The following is a 26,608-nucleotide window of genomic DNA, read 5'->3' as shown; positions in this document are numbered from 1 at the left end:
TTCTGAACCTAATACTTTATAGTTCTTCAGATACAAGTTCGAACTCTAAGCTCGGCTTGCCTCTTTCTCCGTCTTTTGTTAGGGAGAGGAATCTCACTTTGTAAATGTTTGCTTCAGCATCTTTCACTAGGTAATAGATGTCTTCTTTTACTGCCGGAGAACTGGATGGGCCACCGCCGCTTCTCCAGCTAGAGCCAATTGTTAGACGGTTATTTGTAGAAAAAGTCAAAGAGAATACATCTGCCTCTGTGAAATCAGAATAAGCAATGTCTGTTTCTACTACTTGCGCCACGCCTACACCACCGTAAATGTTACTGTAAACTAGATCTTGGAAGAAATAAGCTAAAGTGCCGTTAGTTGCATCTGGGTATGGAGTGGAGGAGGTTCCTGCAGTCCAAGCAATATCCCAAGCCGCTTTAGCTGGCTCTACTTCTACTATTCCATTTTCAAAGCTTACGTAAACGAAATTGTCTTCTGCATTTTTCGATACTTCTAATGAAGTAAAAGTATCTGAGTCTGCATCAGCATGCTCAAGTGTATAGCCAGTTCCGTTTCTAGTAATTCTGATTTTTTTCCAAGGTCTCTCCGTTGCCGCGCTAGTCCCTCTATTCAAAAGATATACTTCGTTTTCAGCATCAGTAGAGCTAATAGATGCGATTGCTGGATTTGTAAGGGGATTAGCAGCATCATCTACATGAAGGATACCTTCCAAATTGGTGAAAGTAAGGATCAATTCACCACTTGCTTCAGCAGCAGCGATCTCGTCAGCGCCTACTGTGCTGATGTCAGTTTTGCCAGTAGCAGAAGCCATAGCGCCTGTAGTTCCGTTGATTAGAACTTTGAAGTCAGACCCTGAAGAAAACGCAAGATCCCAAGATTCTCTGGCTACTGCGGTTTGCGTACCCGTGCGGAACTGGATAAAAGCTGTATTCGGATATTCCGCTCCACCACCATCTACTTCTATGATTCCTGATTCTGTAGGAGGTACGATCACTGGTTCTGGATCATCGTCGCAGGATGAGAAGATTGTTGCTCCAGCCAAAAGGGCCGTAAGGGATAAAAAACGATACTGTTTCATTGTATATAAATTTTAGAGTTGGTTATTTATTTAGTTGATAGGTGAGGCCAAGGAAATAAGATCTTCCGTAACCTACTGGTCTTTGGGTTCCTGTTCCATGTGCATCTCCGCCCTGAGAAGTGCTGCTGATTTGCTTCACGTCAAGGATGTTTCTGGCTCCGGCATTCACGGATAGATGTCCGCCAAAATCCTTTTTGAAAGAGATATCCATCCAGTGGTAGCCGTCCAGCATGATTTGAGTAGCTGAAGGATTTCCCTCAGAATCAGCTGTAGTCTCGTAGCCGGGAAGTGCCCCTGTCCATTTGTAGAATAGTGTCGCGGTGGATCTCCATGGCGAAATCTGATAAGTCAGATTCGCATTCACTTCTGGAGTCCAGCTCATCTGAGGAACTACAGTTTGTTCTTCGGAAAGCAGATTGTATCGACCGATGTAAGAGAAGCCGATATTAGCTGTAAGGTTTTTGAAGGAATGTGCTTGGTTCAGCGTGAATCCTGTGGTTTTGTAATGTTCTACATTAAATAAGGTTGTCACCTGAATGTTATCCGGATCCTGTCCGTAAGCGATTCTGTCTTTTACATCATTGTAAAAAGCTCCCAGAACGGTTGAGGTTTTCCAAGTAGGATTGACTTCAGTTTTCCAGTCTAGCGAGCCATTGAAACTGTTTGAAGTCTCCGCCTTCAAGTCTGGATTACCCGTGATGCTATGACTTGCGTCAAAGAAGTTGAAATACAGCTCGCGGATAGAAGGAGCTCTGAATCCATTAGCATAAGCCAGCCTTAAATCAAGATTCTCATTCAAGGCAAACTTGGTATTCAGAGAAGGAATCAAAGCAGGTGTGTCGTAAGCAGAATTCCAGCTTTTGCGAAGTCCTGGCTTTATCTTAATGGTAGAGATTGGAGACCATTCTCCAGATAAGAATACTGCATAGTCTTGAATACCTTCATTTTCGGTGATGCGTTCACCTGATCCATTTTCAAGATTAAGATCGATTCCAGGTTGCAACTTGAACTTCTCAGCAATCTTCCAGTCACCGATCATTCTCCAGCTAAAGCCGATGTAATCGATGGTTGTATTTGTTCCCGGAGCTTGCGATTGGTAATGCTCTCCAGTTCGCGCATTGGTCACCCAAGTCTGGCTTTCTCTGGCATAGTCCGTAAACGCACCCTGCCATGTTACTCCGAATTTGGAATTGGTGTCCCACCTTCCGCTCAGTCTATGCATCCAGCGAGAAGTGATGAATTCCTGATCGAGCATTTCTAGGCGCGCCTCTGGGCCGTAAGAGAAAACTGTTTCATCCAAAAAGTCCAGTTGATATTCCAAGTTTAGAGATTCGTTTCCCCAGCCTGCTTTGAGGTTTAGGAAATTCTGATCTTTAGGAAGCCATTCGTATTCTCTGCCCGTTTCTTCGCCTTTCCATCCTCCGAAATTGTTCTGGGAAAAAGAAGCGCCAAAGTCCCAGTTTTTAAATTTGTAACTACCTGTCACACTTCTGATGTGTGTGCCTTTTCCATCAAAAGGACTGTATTCATTGCCTACAGTTTCTTCTTGAACACGAGCTTTCACGTCGAATTTTTCTGACCCGTCTGACTTGGTGATAATATTGATCACACCAGCCAGTGCGTCGGCTCCGTAAACCACAGACATCGGTCCTTCGACGATCTCTACTCGCTCTATGCGGTTGATATCGATCTGGTTGATGTTGATCTCGTTGGAAGTTCCCTGACGGCCAACCATCGGGATGCCGTCGATCAGGATCTTCACGTTTTGTCCAGACATGCCGAGTAGCTCCATGTTACTTGAGCCTAGGGCATTGTCTTGTGAGAAGCGAATGCCAAGTTCAGTGCTTAGAACTTCTTGGATATTTCTTGGAGCACGATTTTGAATCACTTCAGAGCTGATTGTTCGTACTTGATAGACAGATTGTCTGGCAGATTGAGGTTCAAAATTTCCCGTGACTACCACTGTTTCCAATTCTGAAGTTGATGCAGATAAAACGAAGGATTCTGAAGTTTTTCCCGCAGGCCAAGTTGACCAAATAGTCTCAAATCCCACTGCGGAAATTTTGAGTTTCCCTTCCTTTGGGAGTTTTGTAAGGGTGAAATTCCCCTGCTCATCTGCAACTTCTCCTTTAAGTTCCGCCAGCCAAATAGTAGCATGAGAAACAGCTTCTCCTTTAGTGTTCACTACTTTACCTTTCAGCACAGTTTGGGCTTGTGTCCAAAGTGGCATTGCCAGCAATAGCAGCAAGAAAAGGAGGAAGTGTTTATTTAGATTAAATCTATGCATGAGCATAAAATTTTTTTGTGAAATGGCGGGAACTAAAACTCCCCGTGATATTTAGTTGGTTGTGCCAACTGTTTTCTTCCAGCAAAGCGACACAGATTTTATATGATTTGGTGAACTCAGCATTTATGCCATTTCGGTTTCCTGTCTTCTGTCGCCCGATAGTTATCGGGACAGCCAAGAAATCAAAGAATAGGAAGCAATTGGCCTAAATGCGGATGATCAAATCAAAGGCTATCTACCAGAGTTTTCCACTCAGGTTTCTGAGGAAGTCCTGGCTTTCTCAATCCGAAGAATTGAGCGACCATTTCACCTTCTTTGTCGAAAAGCTCCACTGCCGATACCAATCCGTCTTCAGTGCTTTTGTGAACCACATAAGCCTTATCTACTACATTTTCATTCAAATGCATGTTGAAATCTGGATCAAGGACATTTAGCCAATCGCCCATCTGTCGTACAGTCTGTACTTTGCCTTGGTGGATTTGGATATTGCCTTTATTTCCTGCGAAAATCATGATTGGAAGCTTAGTCTCAGCAGCAGTTTCTACGATTTTGCGTGCAGAAAGTCTGTCGATCTCATAAGCCCATTTGTCATCGATCCACTTCACAGCATCTTGTCTGTTCAGTTTGTATTTGCGAAGCATACCGAAGAAATCATGCGTATCCTTCATCGTTTCCCAGTCTTTAGAGAATCCTTCGAAGTCTAATTCTTCTCTGGAAGTGTACTCAGGAGTAGGGAAGGCTTCCAATTCTAGGTCTGCAGATTGATCAGCAGCGCTGTTGTTTTTCACCAATTCCTCGTAAGCTTCGGGATTCGATTTATCCTGCAAGTAGACTTTCATCACTGCTTCACCAGCTTTGTCGAAGTATTGCAAGCTTTTCATCGTGCCACGAGGAGTCTCGGTAGTCACTGCAAAACCAAATTTCCAACCTGCGAAAAATACACGTTGCTCGATTGGGCCGATCACAGTAGCGATCTTGTGTGGGCCAGCTTGATGCATTTCGATTTTCTGGAAAGGACCCTTGTGCTCCAATACACAGCCTTCGCTTCTTGTCAATGACATCACGCGACCTAGTTTTGGGAATTCTTCCAACTGCTCGGTAAAATTATCAGTCAGACGAATCACGTTTGCACCGATACCAGTTGCTAAAAGTTGTGCTTCAGTTACACCAAGTTTGGCAGCTGCGTCACGGATTCTAAGTTGTGGCTCAGACTCTTTCAGATTCTCCCATGCTTGCTTCAGGGATTGTGCGGATTCTTGAATAGTTTCCATTGTTACGCTTGTTTAAATGTGGGTATGGATGTGTGTGTCTGTGCAGCAGCAGATATGAGCACTCCGCCGGTGACAGGGTTTTTAATTAGATGAATAGGGTGATCAAATACGTATGCTAGAATTTTTTCCTCCAATACTTCTTCTACTGTTCCTGCTTTTGCGATCATGCCATTTTTCAGCAAGGCAATTTTATCGGCATATTGAGCAGCAAGATTCAGTTCGTGGAGGATCACCAAGATTCCGATGTTTCTGGATTTCAGTGTTTGAAGGATTTTCAAAACCGCATGCTGCTGCGCGATATCCAAACTGGAAGTAGGCTCGTCGAGCAGCAAATACCTTGGAAAAGGCTTTGTCTCCCAGATTTGAACCAGCACTCTTGCTAGTTGCACACGCTGCTTTTCTCCGCCGGAAAGGTGATTGAAAACCTGATTCTTCAAGTGGGAAGTATTGGTAGCTTCCAAAACCTCCTGAATGAGCTTTGCCGGTTGTTTTACTTTGGTGCTGATCAGGCCAAGCTCCACTACTTCTTGCACTGTAAATGGAAAATTAACCTGCGTATGTTGAGGCATTACAGCTCTTACGGCTGCAAGATCACACGCTTTTAGTTTATGAATATCGTGGCCATTGTAGCCCACAGAACCATGTTTGCATTTGATTTCTCCAGATAGAATTTTGAAAAAAGTTGATTTCCCAGCGCCATTAGGGCCGAGGACAGCCAAGATTTCTCCAGGATTTAATTCCAAACTTACCTCATCTACTATAGGTCTTTGGCGAATGCAAAAATGTACTTGTGAAGCTTGAAGCATTAGTTTTTGGATTTATTCAGGTTGAAAATAAGCCAGATAAAAAATGGTGCACCGATGAGTGCGGTGATCACGCCTATAGGCATTTCGGCAGGAATTACGATCACTCTTGCGATGAGATCGGCAAAATTTAATAAGATAGCACCTAGAAGAAATGATCCAGGTAGTACCAATCTATGATCCGCTCCAAACAGAATCCGAATCAAATGGGGTACGACTAAGCCTACAAAACCGATCATTCCCACCATTGATACTCCTACGCCAACGACTAAAGCGCTACATATAAGTAATCGTATTTTCACTTGCTGCACATTTACACCCATGTGGAAAGCTTCCTGCTCTCCAAGTGCCAGTGCATTAAGCTGTCTGGAATTTAATAGCAATAGAATTGATGGGACTCCTATAAGTGTGACACTTACTGGGATCTTGGCCCAAGTGGCTCCGCCAAGGTCGCCCAAGCTCCAGAATGTGAAGCTGCGCAAAGCTGAATCATCTGCAAAGAACAAAACCAATCCAATGAGCGATCCTGCTAATGCATTGATCGCGACGCCCGCCAAAATCAGCGTGGCAGCATCAGTTCTCCCTTGAGATTTGGACAGTTGATAGACTGCCGTCACACATATCAAACCTCCAATAAAAGCAAAAAGAGGTAGTCCAAGTGTTTTGATCCATGCCAATGAGCCAGCTGCTGGTATTATTACCATAAAGATCACAGCGAATAGTGCCGCTCCGCTACTTACTCCGATAAGTCCAGGTTCTACCAATGGATTTCTGAACATGCCCTGAAGAGCTGCTCCAGCAATACCTAAGCCACCGCCAACTAGCATAGCCATAAGGATTCGAGGCAAGCGGATTTGTAGGAGCACATTGGCTTGTTGAACTTCGAAAGTTCCTACTTGAATTCCGATTTGATCAAATAAGATAGAAAGAGTCTGTGGGAATGGTATGCTATAAGCGCCCAAAGAAAGGGATGCTAGCACTACCAAAACCAGCACAATTCCAAACCCAATAAGGGTGAGGTTTTGACTTTGGATCTTAGTATGACTCAATGCAGTGATCATTTATTATATGGCTGGAAGACCGAAGACGGGAGACCGAAGCGGCTTCAATGCTTGATTTTACTTTGTCTTTTTAAGCTCTTAAATTCTGCGTGTACTTTGATATTTTTACTGACGAACTGCTTTCGCTAGGTCTAATGCTGCTTTTCCTACTCTTGGCCCAAAGCCAGAAAGGTATTGGCCGTCTAGCGAGACGATATGATCTTCTTTGAAAGCAGTAGTTTGATCGATTCCTTGGATTGCGACCAAGCCATCTTTTCCACCTACACTTTGGATTCCTGAATCAAAGAATACGAGGTATTCAGGATTCATAGACACCAAAGACTCTGGAGTCAAAGGAGCGAATTCTTCAAATCCTGTTGCTCCTCCTTCGATTTCTGCCATCTTAAACATTTCTGCTGCAAAAGTTTTGTCTCCTGCAATGAATACTGTCTCAGGGCCACGTGCCATTACGAAAATTGCTTTTGGCTTAGATTCTACAGATTCTAAATAGTTCTTCAGTACGGCAATATCAGTATCGATCGCAGCAATTACTTCTTTCCCTTTTTTACCAACTTCAAAGAAAGTTGCCAATTCAGTTACCAATTTTTTAGTGCCTGCTACGGTAGTTGGTTTTGTGAAAACCTGAATGTTTACCTGAGCGGCTTTTAATTGGGTCACTACATCAGGGCTGAGGTAGCCTTCTTCTATAAGAACTAGATCTGGGCCTAATGCAAGTATGCCTTCGGCTTTGATTTGATTTCTATAACCTATAGAAGGAAGGCCTTGCATGAAAGCAGGAAAAGTGGACGTGATATCTGTAGCGATGATTTCGTCACTGAATCCAAGAGCGTCTACTACTTCAGTGATGGTGCCACCTGCAGTAATTATTTTTCGAGCGATTGGAGTTTGATCCTTCTTAGCGGGAGAGGAACATGCTGTGAAAACAACGAGTATGAGTGGGATAAATATCCTTAACATTATTTAGATTAAATTTAAATACTGCACAAATGTAGGTTTATCTAGATTGAATCCAAATAAAAACAAGCTGGATATTAAAAAATAATGGAGCATTATATAAGTGGTACTTCCAATATGAATTAGGGAGGAAGTAATGTTTTAGGATGGCCGGTAAGGAGACGAAAAATGAGCTAGAAGAATAAAAATCGGAGACTTAGCAGATTAATTCCCCAAATATCCTTTGGGTTTAGGCATTATTGGTTAATTTTGCGGTCGAATTCAAAAAGCATATCCTTTTTACATTTCAATTATCAAATGGCAAATATTGGAAAGATAACTCAAGTGATCGGGCCCGTAGTGGACGTTTCCTTTGAAGGCGGTAAACTGCCTAACATCCTTGACGCGGTAGAAGTTACCAAAGAAAATGGCCAAGTGGTCGTAATGGAAGTTCAACAGCACTTGGGCGAAGATCGAGTGAGAACTATTGCAATGGACTCCTCTGAAGGGATGGTTCGTGGCATGGAAGTAAGAGACCTTGGTCTTCCTATTTCGGTTCCTACTGGTGAAGGCATCAAAGGCCGTCTTTTCAACGTGGTTGGAGAACCTATCGATGGTTTACCTCCTCTTCCAGAAGGAAAAAGATTACCAATTCACAGATCTGCTCCTCGTTTCGAGGATCTTTCTACAGCTACAGAAGTACTTTTCACAGGTATCAAAGTAATTGATTTGATCGAGCCTTATGCAAAAGGTGGTAAGATCGGATTGTTCGGTGGTGCTGGTGTAGGTAAAACAGTATTGATTCAGGAACTGATCAACAACATTGCGAAAGCATATGCTGGTTTATCTGTATTTGCTGGTGTAGGTGAAAGAACAAGAGAAGGAAATGACTTGTTGAGAGAAATGATCGAGTCAGGCATCGTGACTTACGGTGATGACTTCGTCCACAGTCTGGAAACAGAAGGCGGATGGGATCTTTCTAAAGTTGATTTGAAAAAATTAGAAGACTCTAAAGCAACCTTTGTTTTCGGTCAGATGAACGAGCCTCCAGGGGCACGTGCACGAGTTGCCTTGACAGGTTTGACTTTGGCAGAATATTATAGAGATGGAGACGGCGATGAAGCAGGTAAGGATATTCTATTCTTTATCGATAACATCTTCCGATTTACTCAGGCAGGTTCTGAAGTGTCCGCACTTCTTGGCCGTATGCCATCTGCAGTAGGTTATCAGCCAACTTTGGCTACAGAAATGGGTACCATGCAGGAGCGTATTACTTCTACTAAAAATGGATCTATTACTTCTGTACAGGCGGTTTATGTACCTGCCGATGATTTGACGGATCCAGCTCCAGCGACGACTTTCGCTCACTTGGATGCAACTACTGTATTATCTAGAAAGATCGCCGAATTAGGTATTTACCCAGCGGTGGATCCTTTGGATTCTACTTCTAGAATTCTTTCTCCAGATATTTTGGGTGAAGAGCATTATGGCTGTGCGCAGCGAGTGAAAGAGCTTCTTCAGCGTTACAAAGAATTGCAGGATATTATTGCGATTCTTGGTATGGAAGAGCTTTCTGAAGAAGATAAGCAAGTGGTGCACAGAGCAAGACGTGTACAGCGTTTCCTTTCTCAGCCTTTCTTTGTAGCAGAGCAGTTTACTGGCTTGAAAGGTGTATTGGTAGATATCAAAGATACTATCAAAGGTTTCACCATGATTATGGATGGTGAGTTGGATCACCTTCCTGAGGCAGCTTTCAACTTGGTAGGTAACATCGATGATGCTATTGCTAAGGGAGAGAAAATGATGGCTGAAGTTAGATAAATTAGTTGTTGGTTGTTGATTGTTAGTTTTTAAAACCAACAATCAACAACTAATAACAGGTAAATCATTCACTGTTGACTTTTATGTCTACGCAATAGAATACGAGTCTCCAAACGATAAAAATTCCATGCATTTAGAAATCGTCACACCGGACAAAAAAGTATTTCAGGGTGAAGTATCCGAGGCCAGTTTTCCTGGTGCCAATGGATCATTTCAGGTGCTGAATAATCACGCTCCTATCGTTTCGGCTTTGGCAAAGGGAACTGTTTCCTTTACCACTCCTGAAGGAAAGCAATCCATGATAGTGGATGGCGGAGTAGTGGAAGTAAAAGACAATGTGATTGTAGTGTTGGCTGAGAAAGTAGTCGCGTAAGCAATTCATCCGAATATATAAAAAAGGTCTCCTGGGTGAATGGGAGACCTTTTTTTATTTTCTTACTACGAAGTTTTCCGCCTTTCAAAACTGTGGAAAGGATACGTTCTTAACAAAAAAAGGAAACCCGCAGGCTTCCTTTTTTTATTAAAATGAATTTCCGTATGCTTAACCGCACTTAGAAGAACCGCAGTCCTTACAGGTCAAGCAGCCTTCTTGGTAGATCAAATTGACAGATTTACATTGCTCACAAGCTTGTCCTTTAGCTTTCGTTCCATCTTCAACGTAGCGCTTTACTGCTCGTACTACGCCGTTTTTCCAAGTATTGATAGATTCGTTGTCCAATTGCAAGCTGTTTATCAGATCTACGATCTTGTCGATAGGCATGCCATAGCGAAGTGTACTGGAGATCAACTTAGCGTAGTTCCAATACTCCGGATCAAACTTATGTGATAAGCCTTCTATTGTCGTCTTGTACCCTCGCATATTCTTGTACTGGAAGTCATAGCGTGAACTACCATCTTCATTTCTGTTTTTGATGATCACGCCTTTGTTAGCCCATCTAGGAATTAGTATGCCATCTTCGTCATCTGCCAGACCCGTGAAAACTTCATAAGGTCTTCCGTCGATCAGCCCTATAAATGCGATCCATTTTTCTTTGTTGTTTTGGAAGCGAACTACATCTGCTTCCAAAATTTGAGGGCGTTTGGTAGGGAAAGGAGTGATCGAGTTTACTAGTTCTTCTTTTCCTTCTTCTTTTTTCTCCTCATTAGAAATCAAAACACCTGATCTCGATCCGTCTCTGTAGACGGTTACTCCTTTGCAGCCAGCTTCCCAAGCTTCCATGTATAATTGCCCTACCAGTTCTTCGGTAGCATCATTTGGAAGATTGATAGTGACTGAGATAGAATGATCCACCCATTTCTGAACTGCTCCCTGCATACTCACCTTGCTCATCCAGTCCACGTCATTTGAAGTAGCCATGTAGTATGGAGATTTTTTTATAATCTCATCCAGTTCTGTTTGCGGATAGTTCTTAGAAGTATCTATCCCGTTCACTTCCATCCATTGCTTAAATCTATGGTGGAAAACCACGTATTCTTCCCAAGAATCACCCAGCTCATCTACGAAATCTACTCTTACATTTTTGTCGTTAGGGTTTACCTTTCTCCTACGCTTATATACAGGCATAAATACCGGCTCAATGCCAGAGGAAGTCTGAGTCATCAAACTCGTGGTGCCAGTAGGAGCGATAGTTAGAAGGGCTATATTTCTTCTTCCATATTCCAGCATCTCAAAGTAAAGCTTGTCATCTGCTTCTTTCAAGCGCTGAATGAAAGGATTGTTTTTTTCTCGCTCTGCATCGAAAATAGCAAATGCTCCTCTGTCCTTAGCAGTATATACTGATGCTCTGTAGGCTTCGATAGCCAAAGTTTTGTGTACTTCCACAGAGAATTCATTTCCTTCTTTGCTTCCGTATCTGATCCCCAAGCCTGCTACCATGTCACCTTCGGCGGTGATGCCTATGCCTGTTCTACGGCCTTCATTAGCTTTTTTCTGGATATTCAACCATAGATTGCGCTCGGTTGCTTTTACCTCATCCTGCTCTGGATCTGCGTCTATTTTTGCTATGATAGCATCGATTTTTTCTAGTTCCAGATCTATGATATCATCCATGATGCGTTGTGCTGCATGGATATGCTTTTTGAATAGCTCAAAATTGAACTTTGCTTCTGGAGTGAATGGATTCTCTACGTAAGAGAAAAGATTAATAGCCAACAAGCGACAAGAATCGTAAGGGCAAAGCGGGATCTCTCCACAAGGGTTTGTAGAAACTGTCTTGTAGCCAAGATCTGCATAGCAATCTGGCACAGATTCATTGATGATCGTGTCCCAGAATAGAATTCCTGGCTCTGCAGATTTCCATGCGTTATGGACGATTTTTTTCCATATTCTCGTCGCCTCTATCGTCTTAGTGAACTTTGGTGTTTCGCTGAAAATCGGATATTTCTGAACATAGTCCGTATTTCCTTTCACGGCTTTCATGAACTGGTCATCTATTCTCACAGAGACATTTGCTCCAGTGACTTTTCCTTGCTCCAGTTTGGCATCGATGAAATCCTCAGAATCTGGATGATTGATAGAAACTGACAACATGAGCGCGCCACGACGTCCGTCCTGAGCTACTTCACGGGTAGAGTTGGAGTATCGTTCCATGAATGGAACAATGCCAGTAGAGGTAAGTGCAGAGTTTTTGACAGGAGAGCTTTTAGGGCGAATGTGTGAAAGGTCGTGACCTACACCACCACGTCTCTTCATCAGTTGCACCTGCTCCTGATCTATTTTCATGATGCCTCCGTAAGAATCGGATTCGCCATTATTCCCTATTACAAAGCAATTGGAAAGGGAGGCTATTTGGTACGGGTTACCAATTCCTGCCATAGGGCTTCCCTGAGGCACTATGTATTTAAAGTCCTTAATCAGATCAAAAATCTCTGATTCCGAAAGTGGATTTGGGTATCGTGCTTCAATTCTTGCCAGTTCCTTTGCAATTCTAGTATGCATTTCATTTGGCGTAGATTCATACAGATTGCCTTCTGAGTCTTTCAGAGCATATTTATTGATCCACACACGTGCTGCTAGATCATCTCCTTTAAAATAGGCTTGTGAAGCTTCAAATGCTTCGTCTTGCGTGTAAGTTTTGGGCGGAAGTTTAGATGTGATTTGTGTGCTCATTTTCTGTTGGTTTAAAAATACGCGGATGCTGTATGAATGCATGAAGTACGCTATAATTGGAATTTTAAAAAATGATTTTAATCAGCAAGTTTACAAGAAAAAAACGCAAACTATTATATGTCAATAGTTTGCGTTTTTAATGATTACAAAAAGTTTACAAAATTTTTATTTTAGATTTCTTTAATTCACGATTCATATAGGGCTTAAGTACTGCTCTAGCTACTTGATCTTCAATCGATTTGATGTAAACAAGTGCTCCAAGATTTGATAAAATTTCAATTGCTCCGAAACAAAATACTATGCTGTTAGATTTATAACGATTTAATTAGGGTATTCTGGTAGAGGCTTTCTGAATCCTACAAAATCATTTTCAGCTCAATCTTATATAATTGTTAATTGCTTTCAATCACCTGTCCTTTCTCCCGATAGAGATCTACCGGCCCATCAAGTAATACGGCTAGGACTGTAATGTCCTTATCATAGACATTGTCTGGGATATCTATGTATTTCATGCCAGGTACAGAGCTCCAGTACATTTTACCTACTTCTCTAGCTTGTAGTTTGGTACCATTGCCTACCACCCAAACCCGCTGGATTTTATTTTTTAGTCCTTTGATGGCAAGGGATTCATTCACTTTATAGTCTAGGTATATATATAGTATAGTCTTGTCTGGAGAAAGTGTGGTAGGAGCGAAGATATGTCCATCAGGAATGCCAGCTTGCGTCTCATAAATAGCGGACTCATGCTTGGTAGTCCAGCGTCCAAATTCAGTAAGTATGTTCTCAGCCTCCTCTGGAATTGTGCCATCAGGCTTTGGTCCGAAATCAAGTAATAGATTTCCTCCCATGTGTAGACAATCTACGAATATGCGTAGCAGCTCACTTGGGGTTTTGTATGCGTGATCATTACCCTGGTAGCCCCAGCTGTTGTTCATGGTCATACATAATTCCCAAAATTCACTACTAGGTCTAGTTACAGGTACTCCTTGTTCAGGGGTGTCATAGTCGCCGTAACCTGGCCCTAGTCTTGAGTTAATGATTAGGTTTTTATTATAAGTCAATAGTTTAGCTTTCAACTCAGCGCTTTTCCATTCTTCTGGTTTGTGCTCCCAGTCTCCATCAAACCAGTATAAATCTGGGTTGTACTTGCTCGATAATTCTTCTAACTGCTTGAAGTTGAAATCCACGAACTTCTGAAAGCGTACGGGATCATTTTTATATCGAAAAGTCTCTCGTGTATTTCTATCATAATCTGGATGAGACCAGTCTAAGACAGAATAGTAGATTCCTTTTTTAATTCCTTCCTTCTCTAGAGCGTTCATGAGTGGACCCACCAAATCTTTTCCTGCAGGAGTTTTTTTAACGACAGACAGATCAGAGGCCTTCGTGTCCCATAGCGCTACACCATCATGATGCTTGGCCGTAAGCACAGCATATTTTGCCCCACTCGATTTGATCAGTCTCGCCCACTTTTCAGGATCGTATTTACTAGCAGTAAATCCCGAAAGCTGCTTCATGTAGTCATCATAGCTGATGTAGTCATTGAAAAACGACCATGATTCATCGATCCCATTCACTGAATAAATGCCCCAGTGAATAAAAATACCCAATTTGGCGTCTTTAAACCATTCCATCTTCTCGGGACTTTCTTGGGAAAAGACTGGAGTGGATTGGCTGAGTAAAAGGACTAGGATGCCGAACGCTAGGGAGTAGCGTTTGAGCGGGTTACAGATCTTCACTTCGTAATAGTTTATAATTCGAGATAAAACTAGGCAAATAGCCCTAAAGTGCAATGGGATAAAAGGAGTTTGATCAGCCTATCCAGAATTTTTATGCTGTTTAGATATCATTTTTCTCTATCATGAAAAATGGAATTGTTATTTATGGGCTTTTCTGGCAGGTGTTTGACCTTCCGTTTTGTAGAAGGTTAATTGAGCCAGTTTCAGTCAGAATATGGATCTATTAAAAAGTAAGGGGATTTCTGGATCGCCAGTTTACTTATCTGCTTTCATTTGCTGCAATTGGTTGTCTATTGCTTCTTCCATTTCTTCCATTTCGAACCAAGATTGCTTCAAAAGCACTTCGCCATCTGTTGAAACCAAGATTGCCATATTAGGAGCTTGACCCATTAGGTTCCAAAATCCGTTTTTAGGGCCATCTAGAATTAAGGGGGCTTGAATGCCTGATTCCTTTATCCATTTTTCAGCCAGATCTATGCGCTCTTCTATAGTAGTGGGTTGCTCGGCAGCTATTGCTGAAGCAATGTTTTCCTTCACTAGCCATGGTTCTTCATTCATGGAATAAGGACTGTGGGAATTATGTGGATGAGCCTCTAGTGTGTTGACCAGATAAATATCAACTTCGTCTTTATATTTCATATAAAGCCAATCGATAGCCTGCAAATTGCCTCGAGTAATATCACAGGTATAGCTCCCTGAAATTAATAGTTTTGTAGTGTTGGCTTCTATTTCAAATTTTTCACCAGTTAAGGTGTAATAGAGGATTTCCGGTAGGTGCTGTCCAGTTTGGATGCCCAAAGAAGTAAAGTCCATGTTATTTAGAACTCCTTGAGAGATGGAAAATTCTATTGGTTCAGGAGCAGTTCGGCTACATGCTAAGCTAAAAATTAACCCGATCCAAAAGATGTTGAACTTGTTACCTAAGGTGTTCATAGGAAGATGATTTTGTAAAAAAAATACTTTGAGCAATCACCTAAAGAATTATCAGTTATCAACTAAAAAGTAAGATGACTGGTCAAAATACCCCATTACCGAGCTGTAAAAGATTTAACCGGACGAAATCCTACTAAAAGATTAAAACCATTTCGTCCGTTAAAAGGGATTAGGGGGCGTTTAGCATAAATTTGAAATTCTATGGTTAATCTGAAATATTATTCCCTACATTTGTGCCCACGAAAGGGGGTGTATAGATATGATCATAGTTAACGTAAAAGAGAACGAATCAATCGAGAAAGCGCTAAAGCGTTTCAAGAAGAAGTTTGACAAGACTGGTGCAGTCCGTGAACTTCGTGCGAGACAAGCTTTCACTAAGCCTTCCATTAAAAGAAGAGCACAAGTAATCAAGGCGGCTTACAAGCAGCATCTTCAAGAAGAAGCAGCGAAGTAATCAGTTTTGATCTTCCGATATTAAACGTACTTGTCTTCAGGCAAGTGCGTTTTTTTTATGCCTTTTTGTGAATTCGATGCGCATGACTTGTCATTTTTTACCCTAACTTATCTCCTGAGTTACGTGACATATGATCGATTCTTTCGTCAATTATTTAGAGTTTGAGAAAAAGGCCAGCCCGCATACGGTAGATGCGTATCGTCGGGATCTGACGCAATTCGAAGAGTTTGCGACCCTTTCTTTCGAGCAAATTGAAATTTCTGAAGCCCAACATCCGGAGCTGCGGGCATGGGTAATCGATCTGGTAGATAGTGGGTTAAGTACAACTTCGGTCAATCGTAAAATCGCCACTCTTCGGTCTTATTACAAGTTTTTGCTAAGATCTCGGATCATTTCTAAGGATCCAACGTATAAGTTAAAAGGTCTTAAAAACCCGAAGAAACTTCCTGAATTTGTACAGGAAGAGGCTATAAAATCCGTTCTAGATGAAAGCGTTTATCGGCCAACCTTCGAAGGACAGCGTGACAAGATGGTGATGGAGTTTCTTTACCTCACTGGGGTTAGGCTTTCGGAGTTGATTGGATTGCAATGGTCAGACATTAATCTAATCGAGGATTCGGTGAAGGTGCTTGGGAAGAGAAAAAAGGAAAGAATAATTCCTATCACAAGAGGATTAAAACAGAATATTTTGCTGTACAAAAAAGTATTTGAGGAAAGGTTTTCAAAAGTAGGTCAAAGTGAGTATTTTATTGTCAGCAATCAACAAAAGCAAAGTTACCCTATGATGATTTTTCGCATCGTCAGACATTATTTGGATCTTTTCGCGCAAACTTCCAAGCGCAGCCCACATGTGCTGAGACATACTTTTGCTACTCACCTCCTCAATAAAGGCGCTGATCTGAATGCTGTCAAAGATTTGCTAGGTCATGCAAGTCTCGCTGCCACTCAGGTGTACACGCATAATTCCATGGAAAAACTTAAGGCTGTGTTCGAACAGGCACATCCGAAAGCATAAATAAATCATTTGTTCACCACTAAATGCAATTGAATATGAAACTGCAGATGCACTCCATCCACTTCGACGCCGATCAAAAATTGATCGATTTTATTCAAAAAAAAGCCGATAAGTTGGATACTTACTTTGATCAAATAATAGACGGGGAAGTTTTTTTAAGACTTGACAAAAATGACAACAATGCCAACAAAATCGTAGAAATCAAACTGAATGTACCAGGGAAGCAGTTTTTTGCAAAGAATCAGGCAGATTCTTTCGAAGCGGCTTCAGATGATGCTATTGAAGGCTTAAGACGTCAGATTAAAAAATATAAAGAAAAAGTAGTATTGGCTAAGCAGTAAAAGCTCAGCATACCTAAATTTGAGGCATCTCTCGGGAATCGGGAGATGCCTTTTTGTTTAATACTCAGCAATGCAAAAGTCACCCAACTATACTTTATATTTTTGGCTCATTACCCTGGGACTAGTTGTCTCCAAGGTGCTGTTCACATTTCGGCCAGAAATAAGTCTATTCACTGAGGAAGCGCAGTATTGGCTTTGGTCTCAAAATATGGCTTGGCATTATTACTCCAAACCACCGCTGGTCGCCGTACTGAATTACATAAGCACGGATATTCTAGGCAATACGGAGATAGGGGTCAGAATTAATGCGATCATATTTGGAGTGGGGATTTCTTGGGTAACGTTCATTTTTGGTACTTATCTATTCTCGAAGAAAGTGGGGTTTTGGTCGGCTATGTTGCTTCAGGCAATGCCGCTTTGGTGGTTGGCCAGTACATTTCACATGACAGATACTTCCTTAACTTTTTTCTGGATTTTGAGCATTTATTTGGCCTATCGAGGAATAAGAGAGCAAAGGATGTCATGGTGGGTTTTGGCAGGGTTGGCTACAGCTTTTGGGCTAATGGCAAAAATGGTGATGATATTGATATTCCCATTTTTGTTATTCTTTTTACTTTATACAAAGCAGTGGGCAATTCAGAAGAAGTACCTTCTGAGCTACATCTTGGTTAGCGCACTTGGTTTTCTACCTATGCTGATCTGGAACTGGCAAAACGGTTTTGATACCTTCAAACACTTGGCTGCGCTGAGTGGAGCTGGAGGAGGAGAATCAACATCCTTCGATGTAGGCAAAGCAGCAAAGCAATTCTTTGAATATCTAGGTGGGCAGCTAGCGATGATTTCTATCTTTTTATTGCCTCTTTTTGGAGGTTTTTTGATAAAAATTAAAAAGTACAATGACTCTAAAATTATTTACTTACTGCTTCCTGCAGTTATGTCCTGGGCTGGCTTTGCATTTTTAAGCTTGTTGACTTCGATTGAAGTGAATTGGCCGGTCTTCGCATATAGCAGTTTAGCAATTGCAATTGCAGCGTGGATTTGTGAGCAAAAAGGGGTCTGGATTAAGTTAAGGAACTGGGGAGTTGGGCTTAGCATCTTTGTTCCTTTACTGTTTTTGTTGCCTGATTTTACTTTTCTCAAAAGTATTGCTCCCATCAAAAAAGCCGAAAAGTCAGCATTCAGAAGGATGTCGGGCTATCAGCCACTCGCTGATCGTGTCGCTTTCCTTCAGGATAGTTTAGGAGTGAAAGATGCTTACGTGTTCTCAGAGACGTATCACATGGCTTCAGAGCTCGCTTTTTATCTTCCGGGTAATCCTCAAACCTATATGGTGAATATGGGGTCAAGAAAGAACCAATTTGATCTCTGGCCAGGATTAGAGCAATTTGTCGGAAAAGAGCAGCAAGGAATTTTTGTCAGCTGGAACTATGAAAAGCCTGGAGAATTTGCAACGTTTCAGAACTTGAGGTATGAGGAGCATTTTCAAGTTTTATTTCGAGGAGAAAAACTTAGAGAAGCTACGATTCAGATTTGGGATAACATGGAGAGATATGACCCCTATATTTCTGATACTTATTGACATTACTTGGTCTCCAGTAGATAGTATTTTTGTCCTTTTTCTTCCAATAGTTTATCAAACTTAGGTGATCCTGCGGCAAAAAGAAGATCCGGAATTGCTCTTGACGCCCAATTCACAGAAATCACTTGCTTGGTGTATGCAGAAGCATCAATAGAATCCAAGTATTTATCCTCAATGATTAGTCGATCGTACTTATACAGCTCTTCTCGGAACTCATAACGAGGCAAGTCGATCATCTGGAAGTCAGTACCAAGACCGATTCTAATCTTACTGCTCGTGTGTAGATTCCCGATGAAACCAATTTTATCAGTTGGGTCAATATTCGCATTTAGGGCAAAGGATTTTACTTGCTGACCTTGATCTGGCAATGAAATCTGATAAGTACCTGTTGAGATCAAAAAGAAAAGGAGCATAAACCCATAAGCTATCGCTTTTGGAAGTTTTATGCTTTTAACGGTAAGTCTTCCGAGGTAAAATAAAATAAGGAGAGCAAACCCGAATTGGATCCAAATCAGGAGAGATGAACCTAGGTTGATATTCAACCAAAAGCTAAAAATGAATACGATGGAGTTCAGTATAAGAAAGAACCAGCTAGTGATTTTTAAACCTGTTTTTTTACTTTCAAAGTCTGCTTTTACCAGAATCCATGCTAATAAAATAGCTAATACAGGTGCTACAGGGAGTAAATAGCGTTCATAGAATTTGCTGGTCATAGCGCCCATTCCTAGTATCGCCAATCCCCAAAGGATAGCAAACCAGAAAAACGCTGGATCTTCCTTTTTTACACGTATGATTGAGGTTTTAGCTTGTGCCACCCCAAAAAGTACCCAGGGAAGAAAAATTAAAATAAGAATTCCCAGTGCTAGAAAGCCATTCTGAAAGATGAGCAAATACCGTGAAGCTACACGTGTGCCTACCTGGTCTTCCAGAAAACTATCTAGATATGTTGGCCCGTGGATTTTCCACATGGCTATAAACCAAAACAGGCCAATAAAGATGCTGACTAAAATGGAAGGGAAATGAAAGATCGTTTTGAAGGAGATTTTTTTCCAAGGATTAAAAAGTAAATAAATCAAACCTATACCTCCTAAAGCTGCTGCTGGAAGACCTTTCACTTCAAATGCCAATGCCAAGCTGAGGTACAGAATCCACAGGTACTTTTTTGGCGTAGCATCTCCAAATCGAATCAAACCCGCAAAGCCCACCGCACTGGCGGTCATAGTTAAAACTAACAGTACATCTGGAATGGATCGTGTTGCGCTGAAAATCAAAACAGGGTTGGAAGCTATGATCAAAGCCGAAAGTCCAGAGATTCTCTTGTCCTCAAATAAAACTTTTGCTGCCCAATAAGTGAATCCTATCGTTAATGCTCCAGCGATTAAAAAGAAAAACCTAGAAGCTAAAGGCGTAACTCCAAAAAGCTTAAATCCCGCAAGAACTGTCCAGTAGGTTCCGATGGGTTTTTTGAATCGTAGTTCGCCGCTCCCTAGGTAAGTAGTCAGGTAGTCACCGTTTTGTAGCATTTTGACTGCCGCATCCGTGTAGTACATCTCATCGGGATAGTGCATATGAAAGCCCAATGCAAAGGGACCAACCAAAATGGCAAATGCAATCATGATTACCCATGGGTTGATTCGAGAATTTTCAGAGGTGACTAAAGACATGCCGCAAAGATAAGCTGATTGAACTTTGTCACACCAAATTTTCGTTCGCTTCCCAAAGCCAATCGTAGCTTTTTTGTCCTAGGAACTATTTTACCGTATTTTTGACAAAATTTTATAGCATGTCCAAGCCACTTATTTCCATAGTAATCACTGTTTATAACGAAGAGGATAATATCCAACCTCTTCTGGAAGCCACTTATTCTGCTTTAGATGAGATTGATTACGAAGTGATTTTGATTGAAGATGGCTCTACGGACAGAACTGTAGCAGAAGTGAAAAAGTATGCTAACAGTAGAACCAAGCTGATTATTTTTAATAGAAATTTTGGGCAGACTACTGCATTAGCTGCAGGCATTGACATGGCTATTGGTGAATACATTGCTACCATGGACGGTGATTTGCAGAATGATCCAACTGATATTCCAGTGATGCTGAAAAAAGCAATGGAAGAAGAGTGGGATGTGGTTGCAGGTCGTAGAGCAAATCGAAAAGATGGATTTGTGCTTCGTAAAATACCAAGCAAAATTGCCAACTGGGTGATCAGAAATACGACCAAAGTATATCTCAAAGATTACGGTTGTACCCTAAGAGTTTATAAAGCTGAGATCGCTCAAGGAATGGGTTTGTATGGAGAATTACATCGTTTTATTCCTGTTTTGGCAAAACAGCAAGGGGCTAAAATGACAGAAATGGATGTGAAGCATCATCCACGAATCCACGGAGAGTCTAAGTATGGATTGAGCCGTACATTCAAGGTAATGTCGGATTTGATTCTAATGTTATTTTTTCAAAAGTACTTTCAGCGCCCAATTCACTTGTTTGGAGGCATAGGTATCATCTCGTTTATGATAGGTTTTTTGATCAATATTTACTTGCTCATACTCAAAGTAATGGGTGAGGATATCTGGGGAAGGCCTATTATGATCTTGGGTTTCATCTTGGTGCTTGGTGGAATTCAGTTTATCACCACAGGTATAATTGCCGAAATAATAGTTCGAACCTACTTCGAATCTCAGGATAAGAAGACTTACACCATTAAATCTGTCTATCAAGGAGTATTGGTGCCCGCTGCTGGAATCCAGTAAGGAATAGACAAGGTTTAGAGCGTTACCAAACATCAATTAAATTTTGGCGAAAACAGGGAGTTCTCTTAAGAAGAAAGTATCGACTGCTTTAAAACTGGTGTTAACCGGTTTGGCTCTTTTTCTGGTTTTTCGCAAGATTGACACTAACCAACTGTGGCAGATTGTCCAGACAATTCATTGGTTTTGGCTGATTCCTGCCGTTGCCCTATTTGTACTTAGTAAAGTATTTACTGCTTTTCGACTCAATTTATATTTTAAAAATATAGGATTGGCGATTTCCGAAAAGCTGAATATGAAGCTTTACCTCATTGGGATGTTCTATAATCTATTTCTACCGGGAGGAATTGGTGGCGACGGATACAAAGTCTATTTGCTGAATAAGCACTATAAAACTCCAGTTAAAGAGCTTGTGCAAGCTGCTTTGTTGGATAGGCTAGGGGGATTAGTAGCGATAGTGTTGTTGCTGCTTCTGATGGTACTTCCTGTAGACTTGACCTTACCTTTTGCTTCGGACATTGCTTGGGAGTTATTAATAGGTATAGCAGCAGTATTGGTTTTCCCCGCCTTTTGGTTGATGCAAAAGCTACTGTTTAAAAAGTTTCTTCCCTCATTTTGGAAGGCAAATGCTTGGTCTCTGTTAGGACAGCTAGCACAATTGGTTAGTGCTTTTTTCATATTAAGAGCTCTTGGAGTAACTGAGAATGTCCTTGCGTATCAATTGGTTTTTCTTCTATCATCGATAGTTGCTGTACTGCCCTTAACTATAGGTGGAGTAGGGGCTAGAGAACTTGTTTTCGTCTATGCTCACACCTATGCAGGGATAGAAGAAGCCACTGCAGTAGCATTTAGTCTTATATTCTTTGTGATCACCGCTATGGTGTCACTTATAGGTGCTGGAGTGAGGGTTGATTTTGATGAAAGTGCATTGAGGGACTGATATCAATAAATAGTTAGAATAGCTACGATACTCAGAAGGTCAAAATTGCTTCGAGATTTATAAGGTCAATCTTACTACCCTTTTCAAACAAAGCCTTTTAATGCGTGATGTAAATCTCGCTTGGTAATCAAACCTCCTTTTCTCCAGAGGATTTTCCCTTTTTTAAAAAGGATGTAATTAGGAATAGAGCGTACGGCAAACTGCTGAGCCATTTGAGGGCTTTTGTCGATGTTGATTTTGAGAAGCTTTACTTTTCCTCCAAGCTCATTTAGTACTTCATCGATAATAGGATTCATTGTTTGACACGGCCCGCACCAGTCCGCATAAAAATCTACTAAGACGGCATCTTGGCTTTTGCTGATTACATCTTTTGGGTTACGCTTTGGCATGTTTAAAGTAAAATGATATTAATCAAATGAATGAAACTGATGTTATGCATGTAGTTCTAAATTGTTTTTATCTAGTCCGACTGGGATTAAATACAACCAGAATTTAATATAAATGTAAGGCTTTTGTTGAACCTGTAAACTTTGTGTTTAGGACAGAATTAACAAAAAAAAGCCGCTAATTCGAATTAGATCGAACTAGCGGCTTCTCGATTACTAGTGGTTAATTAATTAGTCGCTGCAGGAGCAACTGGCATCTTAAGACCCAACTTAGCTAATACAAGCTCAGTGAATTTGTCTTCTTCTTTAGTGTATAGCAAAATAGGAGCTTGACCAGCTGAATCTGCGAAAATGTGGGTGTAGTTGTTCTCAGCAGCTACAGCATTGATCGCGTTAACTACCTTAGTTTGAACTGGAGCTAGAAGCTCTCCCAGTTTTCTTTGATAGCTTGTCTGAGCATCTTGCTCGTATTTTTGTAGTGTTCCCTGAAGAGTAGTTAATTCCTGCTCTTTGGCAGCTCTAGCTACTTCAGTCATTGTCTGAGCAGCTTGCTGATAGGTTTGAACTTGACGCTGAAAATCTTCAGCCTTAGTTTGGATATTTGTTTGAAGCTGAGTTTCGTAATCTTTAATATCAGCTCCGATTTGTTCCATTTCTGGCATCAAATCCATGATAAATTCCACATTGGTGTAACCAATTTTTACATCTTGTGCCTGAGCCACGAATCCTACGCAAAGCAAGGCTACTGCGGAAAGGATAACTTTTACTTTCATCATTCTGTGTTTCTATTTATTTGTTTTCTTCGATTCCTAATTCTTCCAATACGAACTCGGAATAATCATGTCTGGGGTCGGTGTAGATAATTGCTGAGGGTTCAGCAGCTTTATCAAACAGTATAGCCAAGTTATTCTTCCGAGATACACGCTCAATAGCGTCATACATTTTGGATTGTAACGGTTGCATTAATTCCGCTTGTTTTTGGAAGTATTGCCCGTTTATTCCGAAAATTCGACTATTGAATTCATGGGATTCTTTTTGTTTTAATTTAATGCCTTCCAGCCGTTGCTGGTACATTTCCTCGGTGAGGAGGACTTCCTCTGCTTTTAACTGAACAGAAAGATCTTTGATCTCTTTATCCAAATTTTGTGCCTCTTTCTTCCATTCGGAGCTAATGTTCTCGAGCTCTTGCTGGATAATTTTATAGTCTGGATGCTTGTTTAGAATATATTCTGAATCAATGTATCCCATCTTTTGAGCTGCCAATGGCGCTGCTTGTAGCGCTAAGAGCATCAAAAATACAATTTTCAGTGATTTATTCATGAGTTTGGGAAGTTAACAATGGCTCTAATTTTTTACATTCTTAGAGTGTCAATTTTTGCATAAATTAACTATTCGCCGCACTAAATCCATACTTATCTTATTTGTTGACCTATAGTGAAGTGAAATTGTGAGCCACTTCGCTGCGATGTTCCTGGAATAGCATCAAATCCATATCCCCAATCAATACCCAATAGACCAAATGCTGGCATAAAGATTCTTGCACCTGCTCCCGCTGATTTATTCAAATCATATGGATTGAAATCCTTGTAGGAACCCCAGTTATTTCCTGCCTCTGCAAAAGCTAGTACAAAGATCGTTGCAGATGGATTTGGAGAAACTAGGTATCTCACTTCCATCACATACTTATTGTAAACAATACCTCCGTATGGCTCTGGATCTGCTGTTCCTCGGCTATCTCTACCTGGCGTGATTGATTGGTTTTCATATCCACGTAGACCGATGATTTCTTGGCCTAATGCAAAGTTGTTCATTGACATACCATCACCACCCATTACAAATCTTTCCAGTGGTATAACTCCGATCTTTGAACTATAAGACCCCAAAAAGCCCATGTGAGCTCTTGCACTAGCTACCAATTTGGTCGAGCCAAACAGAGGAGTATAGATCGACGCATCAAACATCCACTTGTGGTATTCTAACCACTTGTATTTTTCCTGGTCTGTGGATTCTTCATCAATTTTCTTATTCAGAGAAGAATATGGTGGAGTAAAGGCTCCAGATAGAATAATGTTAGATCCGAATCTTGGATACGTTGGATTGTCTAGGTTGTATCTAGCAATCGTTGTATTCCATGTAACACTGTTGGATGTTCCTGTAGGATAACTCAAGCCAAAAGAGGTTCCGAATTCATCAAATTCATAAACTTGGAACTGGAGTGAGTTACTGATACTAAAGTTATCATCTGGCCAGGTGACACGCTTTGCAAGTCCCAAGGTCACACCTGTGATCTTGAAGTAACCCAATTCATCTCCGAAGCTTGCCTGATTGTAGAAGTCTACCTGGCGCTGTACAGAGTGATTGAATGAGAAGCTTAATGCATTTGGCTTTTTACCTCCGAACCATGGTTCAGTCAAAGAAACAGAGTAGTTCTGGAATGAGCGACCGTTAGCTTGTACTCTTAGTGAAAGCTTCTGTCCATCTCCTACTGGAAGTGGATCCCACTTGGAGAAGTCTTTGATGTTTCGGATAGAGAAGTTGTTGAATGAAAGGCCGACAGTTCCTACGAAACCATAGAATCCTCCCCATCCTCCTGAGAGCTCAATTTGATCATTTGGTCTTTCTTCTAGCTCAAAAGTAATATCTACTGTTGCAGCCTCGAAGTTTGGACGTAAATCTGGATTGATTTTTTCAGGGTCAAAATACCCAAGAGTAGAAAGTTCACGAATCGTACGGACTAGGAGCTCTCTATTGAATTTCTGACCTGGAAGGATACGTATTTCTCGCATTACTACGTGATCAGAAGTACGCTCATTTCCTTTTATGTTGACACTGTTCACAGTTACCTGCGGACCTTCAAAAATTCTCATTTCCAAGTCAATGGAATCTCCTGCAACATTAACTTCTACAGGATCAATGGAGAAGAATAGATATCCATCATTCTGGTACAATGAACTTACATCATCACCCTTTGTAGGATCGTAGTTTAGTCTTTTGTCAAGACGTTCTTTATCGTAAACGTCACCTTTTTGAATCCCTAGTTTAGCAAGAAGGATTTCGTCTGGATGGATAAAGTTTCCGTTAAACGTGATATTTCTATAGTAATACTTTCTGCCTTCTTCAAGCGCTATATCGATGTTGATTTTGTCCTGACCAAAGTTGTAAACAGAATCAGCGACGATCTTGGCATCTCTAAAACCCTTACTTTGATAGAAGTTGATCACATTGTCCTTGTCATTCCTGTATTCTTTTGGAATGTACTTGGAGCCGTTGAAAAAATTCAGTTTAAAGTTCTTATTGATGTAGTCTTTTACATCTTCGTTGGATACAGAGTCCGTGTATAGAAGGGTGTTCTTAACATCCGAAGCAGATGCATCTGCTATTCGGGAATAACCGTCTTTGAAAACACTAACTCTTGCATGCTCCTTAGTTTTCTTAAGCTTCTTTTTCAGTTTTGAATCAGTGACTTCTTGGTTGCCATAGAATTCGATGGCATTGATTCTGACTTTTGAATTTTGCTCTACGTCAAAAATTAATTTTACAGAGTTTGGTAGGGTAGTATCTCTTTCCTGTCTGATTTTAACATCAGCATTCATGAAGCCTTTATCAAGGTAATATTTTTCGATATTCCTTTTGGCGTTATTCAATACGTCATCTCTTACTACACGTCCTCGGATATTTACTTTGTCGCGGAGCTCACTTTCCTGAGTTTTGTTCATTCCGGTAAATTCTACGCGGGAGAACCTAGGTCTTTCAGTTAAATCTAAGAGCAGGGAAATATCTTCACCTTCGATTTTTGTAACCAAAATTTTGACATCCCCGATGATACCTTGTCCCCAAAGCTTTTTCAATGCATTGGAAATGGCATCTCCAGGCACTTCGATCTTATCATCCACTTTCAATCCTGAAAGGGAAAGAATGGCGATCTCATCCAAGGTATTCAGACCTACAGCTTTTATTTCTGCGATTCTATAGGTTTGGGGCTTAGCATAATTTAGCTCCAAAATATCTATTGGCTTGCTTGTGGCATAGCGACTTTGGCCCAAACGTATTTGCGCCATTGCTGAACTTGCCCAAACCAGACAAAACAGAATTAGTAAACTTCTTTTCATCAA

At 41.1% G+C, this 26,608-nt stretch carries 22 protein-coding genes; 8 read left to right on the top strand and 14 right to left on the bottom strand.

Going from position 1 to position 26,608, the window contains the following annotated elements:
* Window positions 1-16: 16 nt before the first annotated feature.
* From BM291_RS04120 to BM291_RS04095, 6 genes are all read right to left on the bottom strand, one after another.
* Window positions 17-1,078 (bottom strand): HmuY family protein, encoded by a 1,062-nt coding sequence (locus BM291_RS04120; RefSeq protein ID WP_092894890.1) that lies wholly within the window; start codon window positions 1,076-1,078, stop codon window positions 17-19.
* Between the two features lie 22 nt (window positions 1,079-1,100).
* Window positions 1,101-3,365 carry a TonB-dependent receptor gene (locus BM291_RS04115; RefSeq protein WP_092894889.1) on the bottom strand — a complete coding sequence of 755 codons (2,265 nt, stop codon included), beginning with the start codon at window positions 3,363-3,365 and terminating at the stop codon, window positions 1,101-1,103.
* Window positions 3,366-3,589: 224 nt separating this feature from the next.
* Complete coding sequence (locus tag BM291_RS04110) at window positions 3,590-4,636, bottom strand: hemin-degrading factor (RefSeq protein WP_092894888.1); 1,047 nt, start codon at window positions 4,634-4,636, stop codon at window positions 3,590-3,592.
* A 2-nt stretch (window positions 4,637-4,638) separates the two neighbouring features.
* Complete coding sequence (locus BM291_RS04105; protein WP_455423275.1) at window positions 4,639-5,397, bottom strand: heme ABC transporter ATP-binding protein; 759 nt, start codon at window positions 5,395-5,397, stop codon at window positions 4,639-4,641.
* Window positions 5,398-5,441: 44 nt separating this feature from the next.
* Window positions 5,442-6,500 carry a FecCD family ABC transporter permease gene (locus BM291_RS04100; RefSeq protein WP_092894886.1) on the bottom strand — a complete coding sequence of 353 codons (1,059 nt, stop codon included), beginning with the start codon at window positions 6,498-6,500 and terminating at the stop codon, window positions 5,442-5,444.
* 105 nt (window positions 6,501-6,605) lie between these two features.
* Entirely contained in the window at window positions 6,606-7,457 is an 852-nt protein-coding gene (locus tag BM291_RS04095) for a heme/hemin ABC transporter substrate-binding protein (RefSeq protein WP_092894885.1), read from the bottom strand.
* 294 nt (window positions 7,458-7,751) lie between these two features.
* On the opposite strand from BM291_RS04095, the gene atpD reads away from it, so the two are divergent.
* Window positions 7,752-9,254 (top strand): F0F1 ATP synthase subunit beta, encoded by a 1,503-nt coding sequence (gene atpD, locus BM291_RS04090; RefSeq protein WP_092894884.1) that lies wholly within the window; start codon window positions 7,752-7,754, stop codon window positions 9,252-9,254.
* Between the two features lie 127 nt (window positions 9,255-9,381).
* Window positions 9,382-9,627: an ATP synthase F1 subunit epsilon gene (atpC, locus tag BM291_RS04085; protein WP_092894947.1), complete on the top strand. Its 246-nt coding sequence runs from the start codon at window positions 9,382-9,384 to the stop codon at window positions 9,625-9,627.
* Between the two features lie 168 nt (window positions 9,628-9,795).
* Here atpC and BM291_RS04080 read toward each other — a convergent pair whose 3' ends face one another.
* The 3 genes from BM291_RS04080 to BM291_RS04070 form a co-directional block, all read right to left on the bottom strand.
* A complete protein-coding gene (locus tag BM291_RS04080; protein WP_092894883.1) occupies window positions 9,796-12,363 on the bottom strand; it encodes an adenosylcobalamin-dependent ribonucleoside-diphosphate reductase in 2,568 nt (855 codons plus the stop codon).
* Window positions 12,364-12,755: 392 nt separating this feature from the next.
* Window positions 12,756-14,102: an alpha-L-fucosidase gene (locus BM291_RS04075; protein WP_245786764.1), complete on the bottom strand. Its 1,347-nt coding sequence runs from the start codon at window positions 14,100-14,102 to the stop codon at window positions 12,756-12,758.
* A 255-nt stretch (window positions 14,103-14,357) separates the two neighbouring features.
* Entirely contained in the window at window positions 14,358-15,035 is a 678-nt protein-coding gene (locus BM291_RS04070) for a hypothetical protein (protein ID WP_092894882.1), read from the bottom strand.
* A 259-nt stretch (window positions 15,036-15,294) separates the two neighbouring features.
* Between BM291_RS04070 and rpsU the strand changes: the two genes are divergently transcribed.
* The 4 genes from rpsU to BM291_RS04050 all read left to right on the top strand — a co-directional run bounded on the left by rpsU (window position 15,295) and on the right by BM291_RS04050 (window position 18,424).
* Complete coding sequence (gene rpsU, locus BM291_RS04065) at window positions 15,295-15,489, top strand: 30S ribosomal protein S21 (protein ID WP_057940466.1); 195 nt, start codon at window positions 15,295-15,297, stop codon at window positions 15,487-15,489.
* Window positions 15,490-15,619: 130 nt separating this feature from the next.
* Window positions 15,620-16,504, top strand: coding sequence for a tyrosine-type recombinase/integrase (locus tag BM291_RS04060; RefSeq protein WP_092894881.1), 885 nt, complete (start codon window positions 15,620-15,622; stop codon window positions 16,502-16,504).
* Between the two features lie 35 nt (window positions 16,505-16,539).
* Window positions 16,540-16,845 (top strand): ribosome hibernation-promoting factor, HPF/YfiA family, encoded by a 306-nt coding sequence (gene hpf, locus BM291_RS04055; RefSeq protein ID WP_092894945.1) that lies wholly within the window; start codon window positions 16,540-16,542, stop codon window positions 16,843-16,845.
* A 70-nt stretch (window positions 16,846-16,915) separates the two neighbouring features.
* Window positions 16,916-18,424 (top strand): ArnT family glycosyltransferase, encoded by a 1,509-nt coding sequence (locus tag BM291_RS04050; protein ID WP_092894880.1) that lies wholly within the window; start codon window positions 16,916-16,918, stop codon window positions 18,422-18,424.
* A gap of 2 nt (window positions 18,425-18,426) precedes the next feature.
* Here BM291_RS04050 and BM291_RS04045 read toward each other — a convergent pair whose 3' ends face one another.
* On the bottom strand, window positions 18,427-20,088 hold the full coding sequence (locus BM291_RS04045) for an ArnT family glycosyltransferase (protein WP_092894879.1): 1,662 nt from the start codon (window positions 20,086-20,088) through the stop codon (window positions 18,427-18,429).
* Between the two features lie 119 nt (window positions 20,089-20,207).
* Here BM291_RS04045 and BM291_RS04040 point away from each other — a divergent pair, with 119 nt between their 5' ends.
* Together BM291_RS04040 and BM291_RS04035 are read left to right on the top strand one after the other, a co-directional pair.
* Entirely contained in the window at window positions 20,208-21,173 is a 966-nt protein-coding gene (locus BM291_RS04040) for a glycosyltransferase family 2 protein (RefSeq protein ID WP_092894878.1), read from the top strand.
* Between the two features lie 43 nt (window positions 21,174-21,216).
* Window positions 21,217-22,110 (top strand): lysylphosphatidylglycerol synthase transmembrane domain-containing protein, encoded by an 894-nt coding sequence (locus BM291_RS04035; RefSeq protein ID WP_092894877.1) that lies wholly within the window; start codon window positions 21,217-21,219, stop codon window positions 22,108-22,110.
* 83 nt (window positions 22,111-22,193) lie between these two features.
* Here BM291_RS04035 and trxA read toward each other — a convergent pair whose 3' ends face one another.
* From trxA to BM291_RS04015, 4 genes are all read right to left on the bottom strand, one after another.
* Window positions 22,194-22,499: a thioredoxin gene (trxA, locus tag BM291_RS04030; protein WP_092894876.1), complete on the bottom strand. Its 306-nt coding sequence runs from the start codon at window positions 22,497-22,499 to the stop codon at window positions 22,194-22,196.
* Window positions 22,500-22,723: 224 nt separating this feature from the next.
* Window positions 22,724-23,272: an OmpH/Skp family outer membrane protein gene (locus BM291_RS04025; RefSeq protein WP_092894875.1), complete on the bottom strand. Its 549-nt coding sequence runs from the start codon at window positions 23,270-23,272 to the stop codon at window positions 22,724-22,726.
* A 13-nt stretch (window positions 23,273-23,285) separates the two neighbouring features.
* The gene (locus BM291_RS04020; protein ID WP_092894874.1) at window positions 23,286-23,816 is read right to left on the bottom strand and encodes an OmpH/Skp family outer membrane protein; all 531 of its coding nucleotides are present in this window, start codon (window positions 23,814-23,816) and stop codon (window positions 23,286-23,288) included.
* 92 nt (window positions 23,817-23,908) lie between these two features.
* Entirely contained in the window at window positions 23,909-26,605 is a 2,697-nt protein-coding gene (locus tag BM291_RS04015) for a BamA/OMP85 family outer membrane protein (RefSeq protein ID WP_092894873.1), read from the bottom strand.
* Window positions 26,606-26,608: the final 3 nt, after the last annotated feature.

This window comes from Algoriphagus aquimarinus, from assembly GCF_900112005.1.
In the GTDB taxonomy this organism is placed as follows: domain Bacteria; phylum Bacteroidota; class Bacteroidia; order Cytophagales; family Cyclobacteriaceae; genus Algoriphagus; species Algoriphagus aquimarinus.
This window is presented reverse-complemented; position numbering and strand designations above follow the sequence as displayed.

What these genes read in the sequence shown, in the direction of transcription:
- BM291_RS04120 (WP_092894890.1), bottom strand. Translation starts at nt 1,078, where the DNA reads ATGAAACAGTATCGTTTTTTATCCCTTACGGCCCTTTTGGCTGGAGCA.
- BM291_RS04115 (WP_092894889.1), bottom strand. Translation starts at nt 3,365, where the DNA reads ATGCATAGATTTAATCTAAATAAACACTTCCTCCTTTTCTTGCTGCTA.
- BM291_RS04110 (WP_092894888.1), bottom strand. Translation starts at nt 4,636, where the DNA reads ATGGAAACTATTCAAGAATCCGCACAATCCCTGAAGCAAGCATGGGAG.
- BM291_RS04100 (WP_092894886.1), bottom strand. Translation starts at nt 6,500, where the DNA reads ATGATCACTGCATTGAGTCATACTAAGATCCAAAGTCAAAACCTCACC.
- BM291_RS04095 (WP_092894885.1), bottom strand. Translation starts at nt 7,457, where the DNA reads ATGTTAAGGATATTTATCCCACTCATACTCGTTGTTTTCACAGCATGT.
- atpD (WP_092894884.1), top strand. Translation starts at nt 7,752, where the DNA reads ATGGCAAATATTGGAAAGATAACTCAAGTGATCGGGCCCGTAGTGGAC.
- atpC (WP_092894947.1), top strand. Translation starts at nt 9,382, where the DNA reads ATGCATTTAGAAATCGTCACACCGGACAAAAAAGTATTTCAGGGTGAA.
- BM291_RS04080 (WP_092894883.1), bottom strand. Translation starts at nt 12,363, where the DNA reads ATGAGCACACAAATCACATCTAAACTTCCGCCCAAAACTTACACGCAA.
- BM291_RS04070 (WP_092894882.1), bottom strand. Translation starts at nt 15,035, where the DNA reads ATGAACACCTTAGGTAACAAGTTCAACATCTTTTGGATCGGGTTAATT.
- rpsU (WP_057940466.1), top strand. Translation starts at nt 15,295, where the DNA reads ATGATCATAGTTAACGTAAAAGAGAACGAATCAATCGAGAAAGCGCTA.
- BM291_RS04060 (WP_092894881.1), top strand. Translation starts at nt 15,620, where the DNA reads ATGATCGATTCTTTCGTCAATTATTTAGAGTTTGAGAAAAAGGCCAGC.
- hpf (WP_092894945.1), top strand. Translation starts at nt 16,540, where the DNA reads ATGAAACTGCAGATGCACTCCATCCACTTCGACGCCGATCAAAAATTG.
- BM291_RS04050 (WP_092894880.1), top strand. Translation starts at nt 16,916, where the DNA reads ATGCAAAAGTCACCCAACTATACTTTATATTTTTGGCTCATTACCCTG.
- BM291_RS04045 (WP_092894879.1), bottom strand. Translation starts at nt 20,088, where the DNA reads ATGTCTTTAGTCACCTCTGAAAATTCTCGAATCAACCCATGGGTAATC.
- BM291_RS04040 (WP_092894878.1), top strand. Translation starts at nt 20,208, where the DNA reads ATGTCCAAGCCACTTATTTCCATAGTAATCACTGTTTATAACGAAGAG.
- trxA (WP_092894876.1), bottom strand. Translation starts at nt 22,499, where the DNA reads ATGCCAAAGCGTAACCCAAAAGATGTAATCAGCAAAAGCCAAGATGCC.
- BM291_RS04025 (WP_092894875.1), bottom strand. Translation starts at nt 23,272, where the DNA reads ATGATGAAAGTAAAAGTTATCCTTTCCGCAGTAGCCTTGCTTTGCGTA.
- BM291_RS04020 (WP_092894874.1), bottom strand. Translation starts at nt 23,816, where the DNA reads ATGAATAAATCACTGAAAATTGTATTTTTGATGCTCTTAGCGCTACAA.
- BM291_RS04015 (WP_092894873.1), bottom strand. Translation starts at nt 26,605, where the DNA reads ATGAAAAGAAGTTTACTAATTCTGTTTTGTCTGGTTTGGGCAAGTTCA.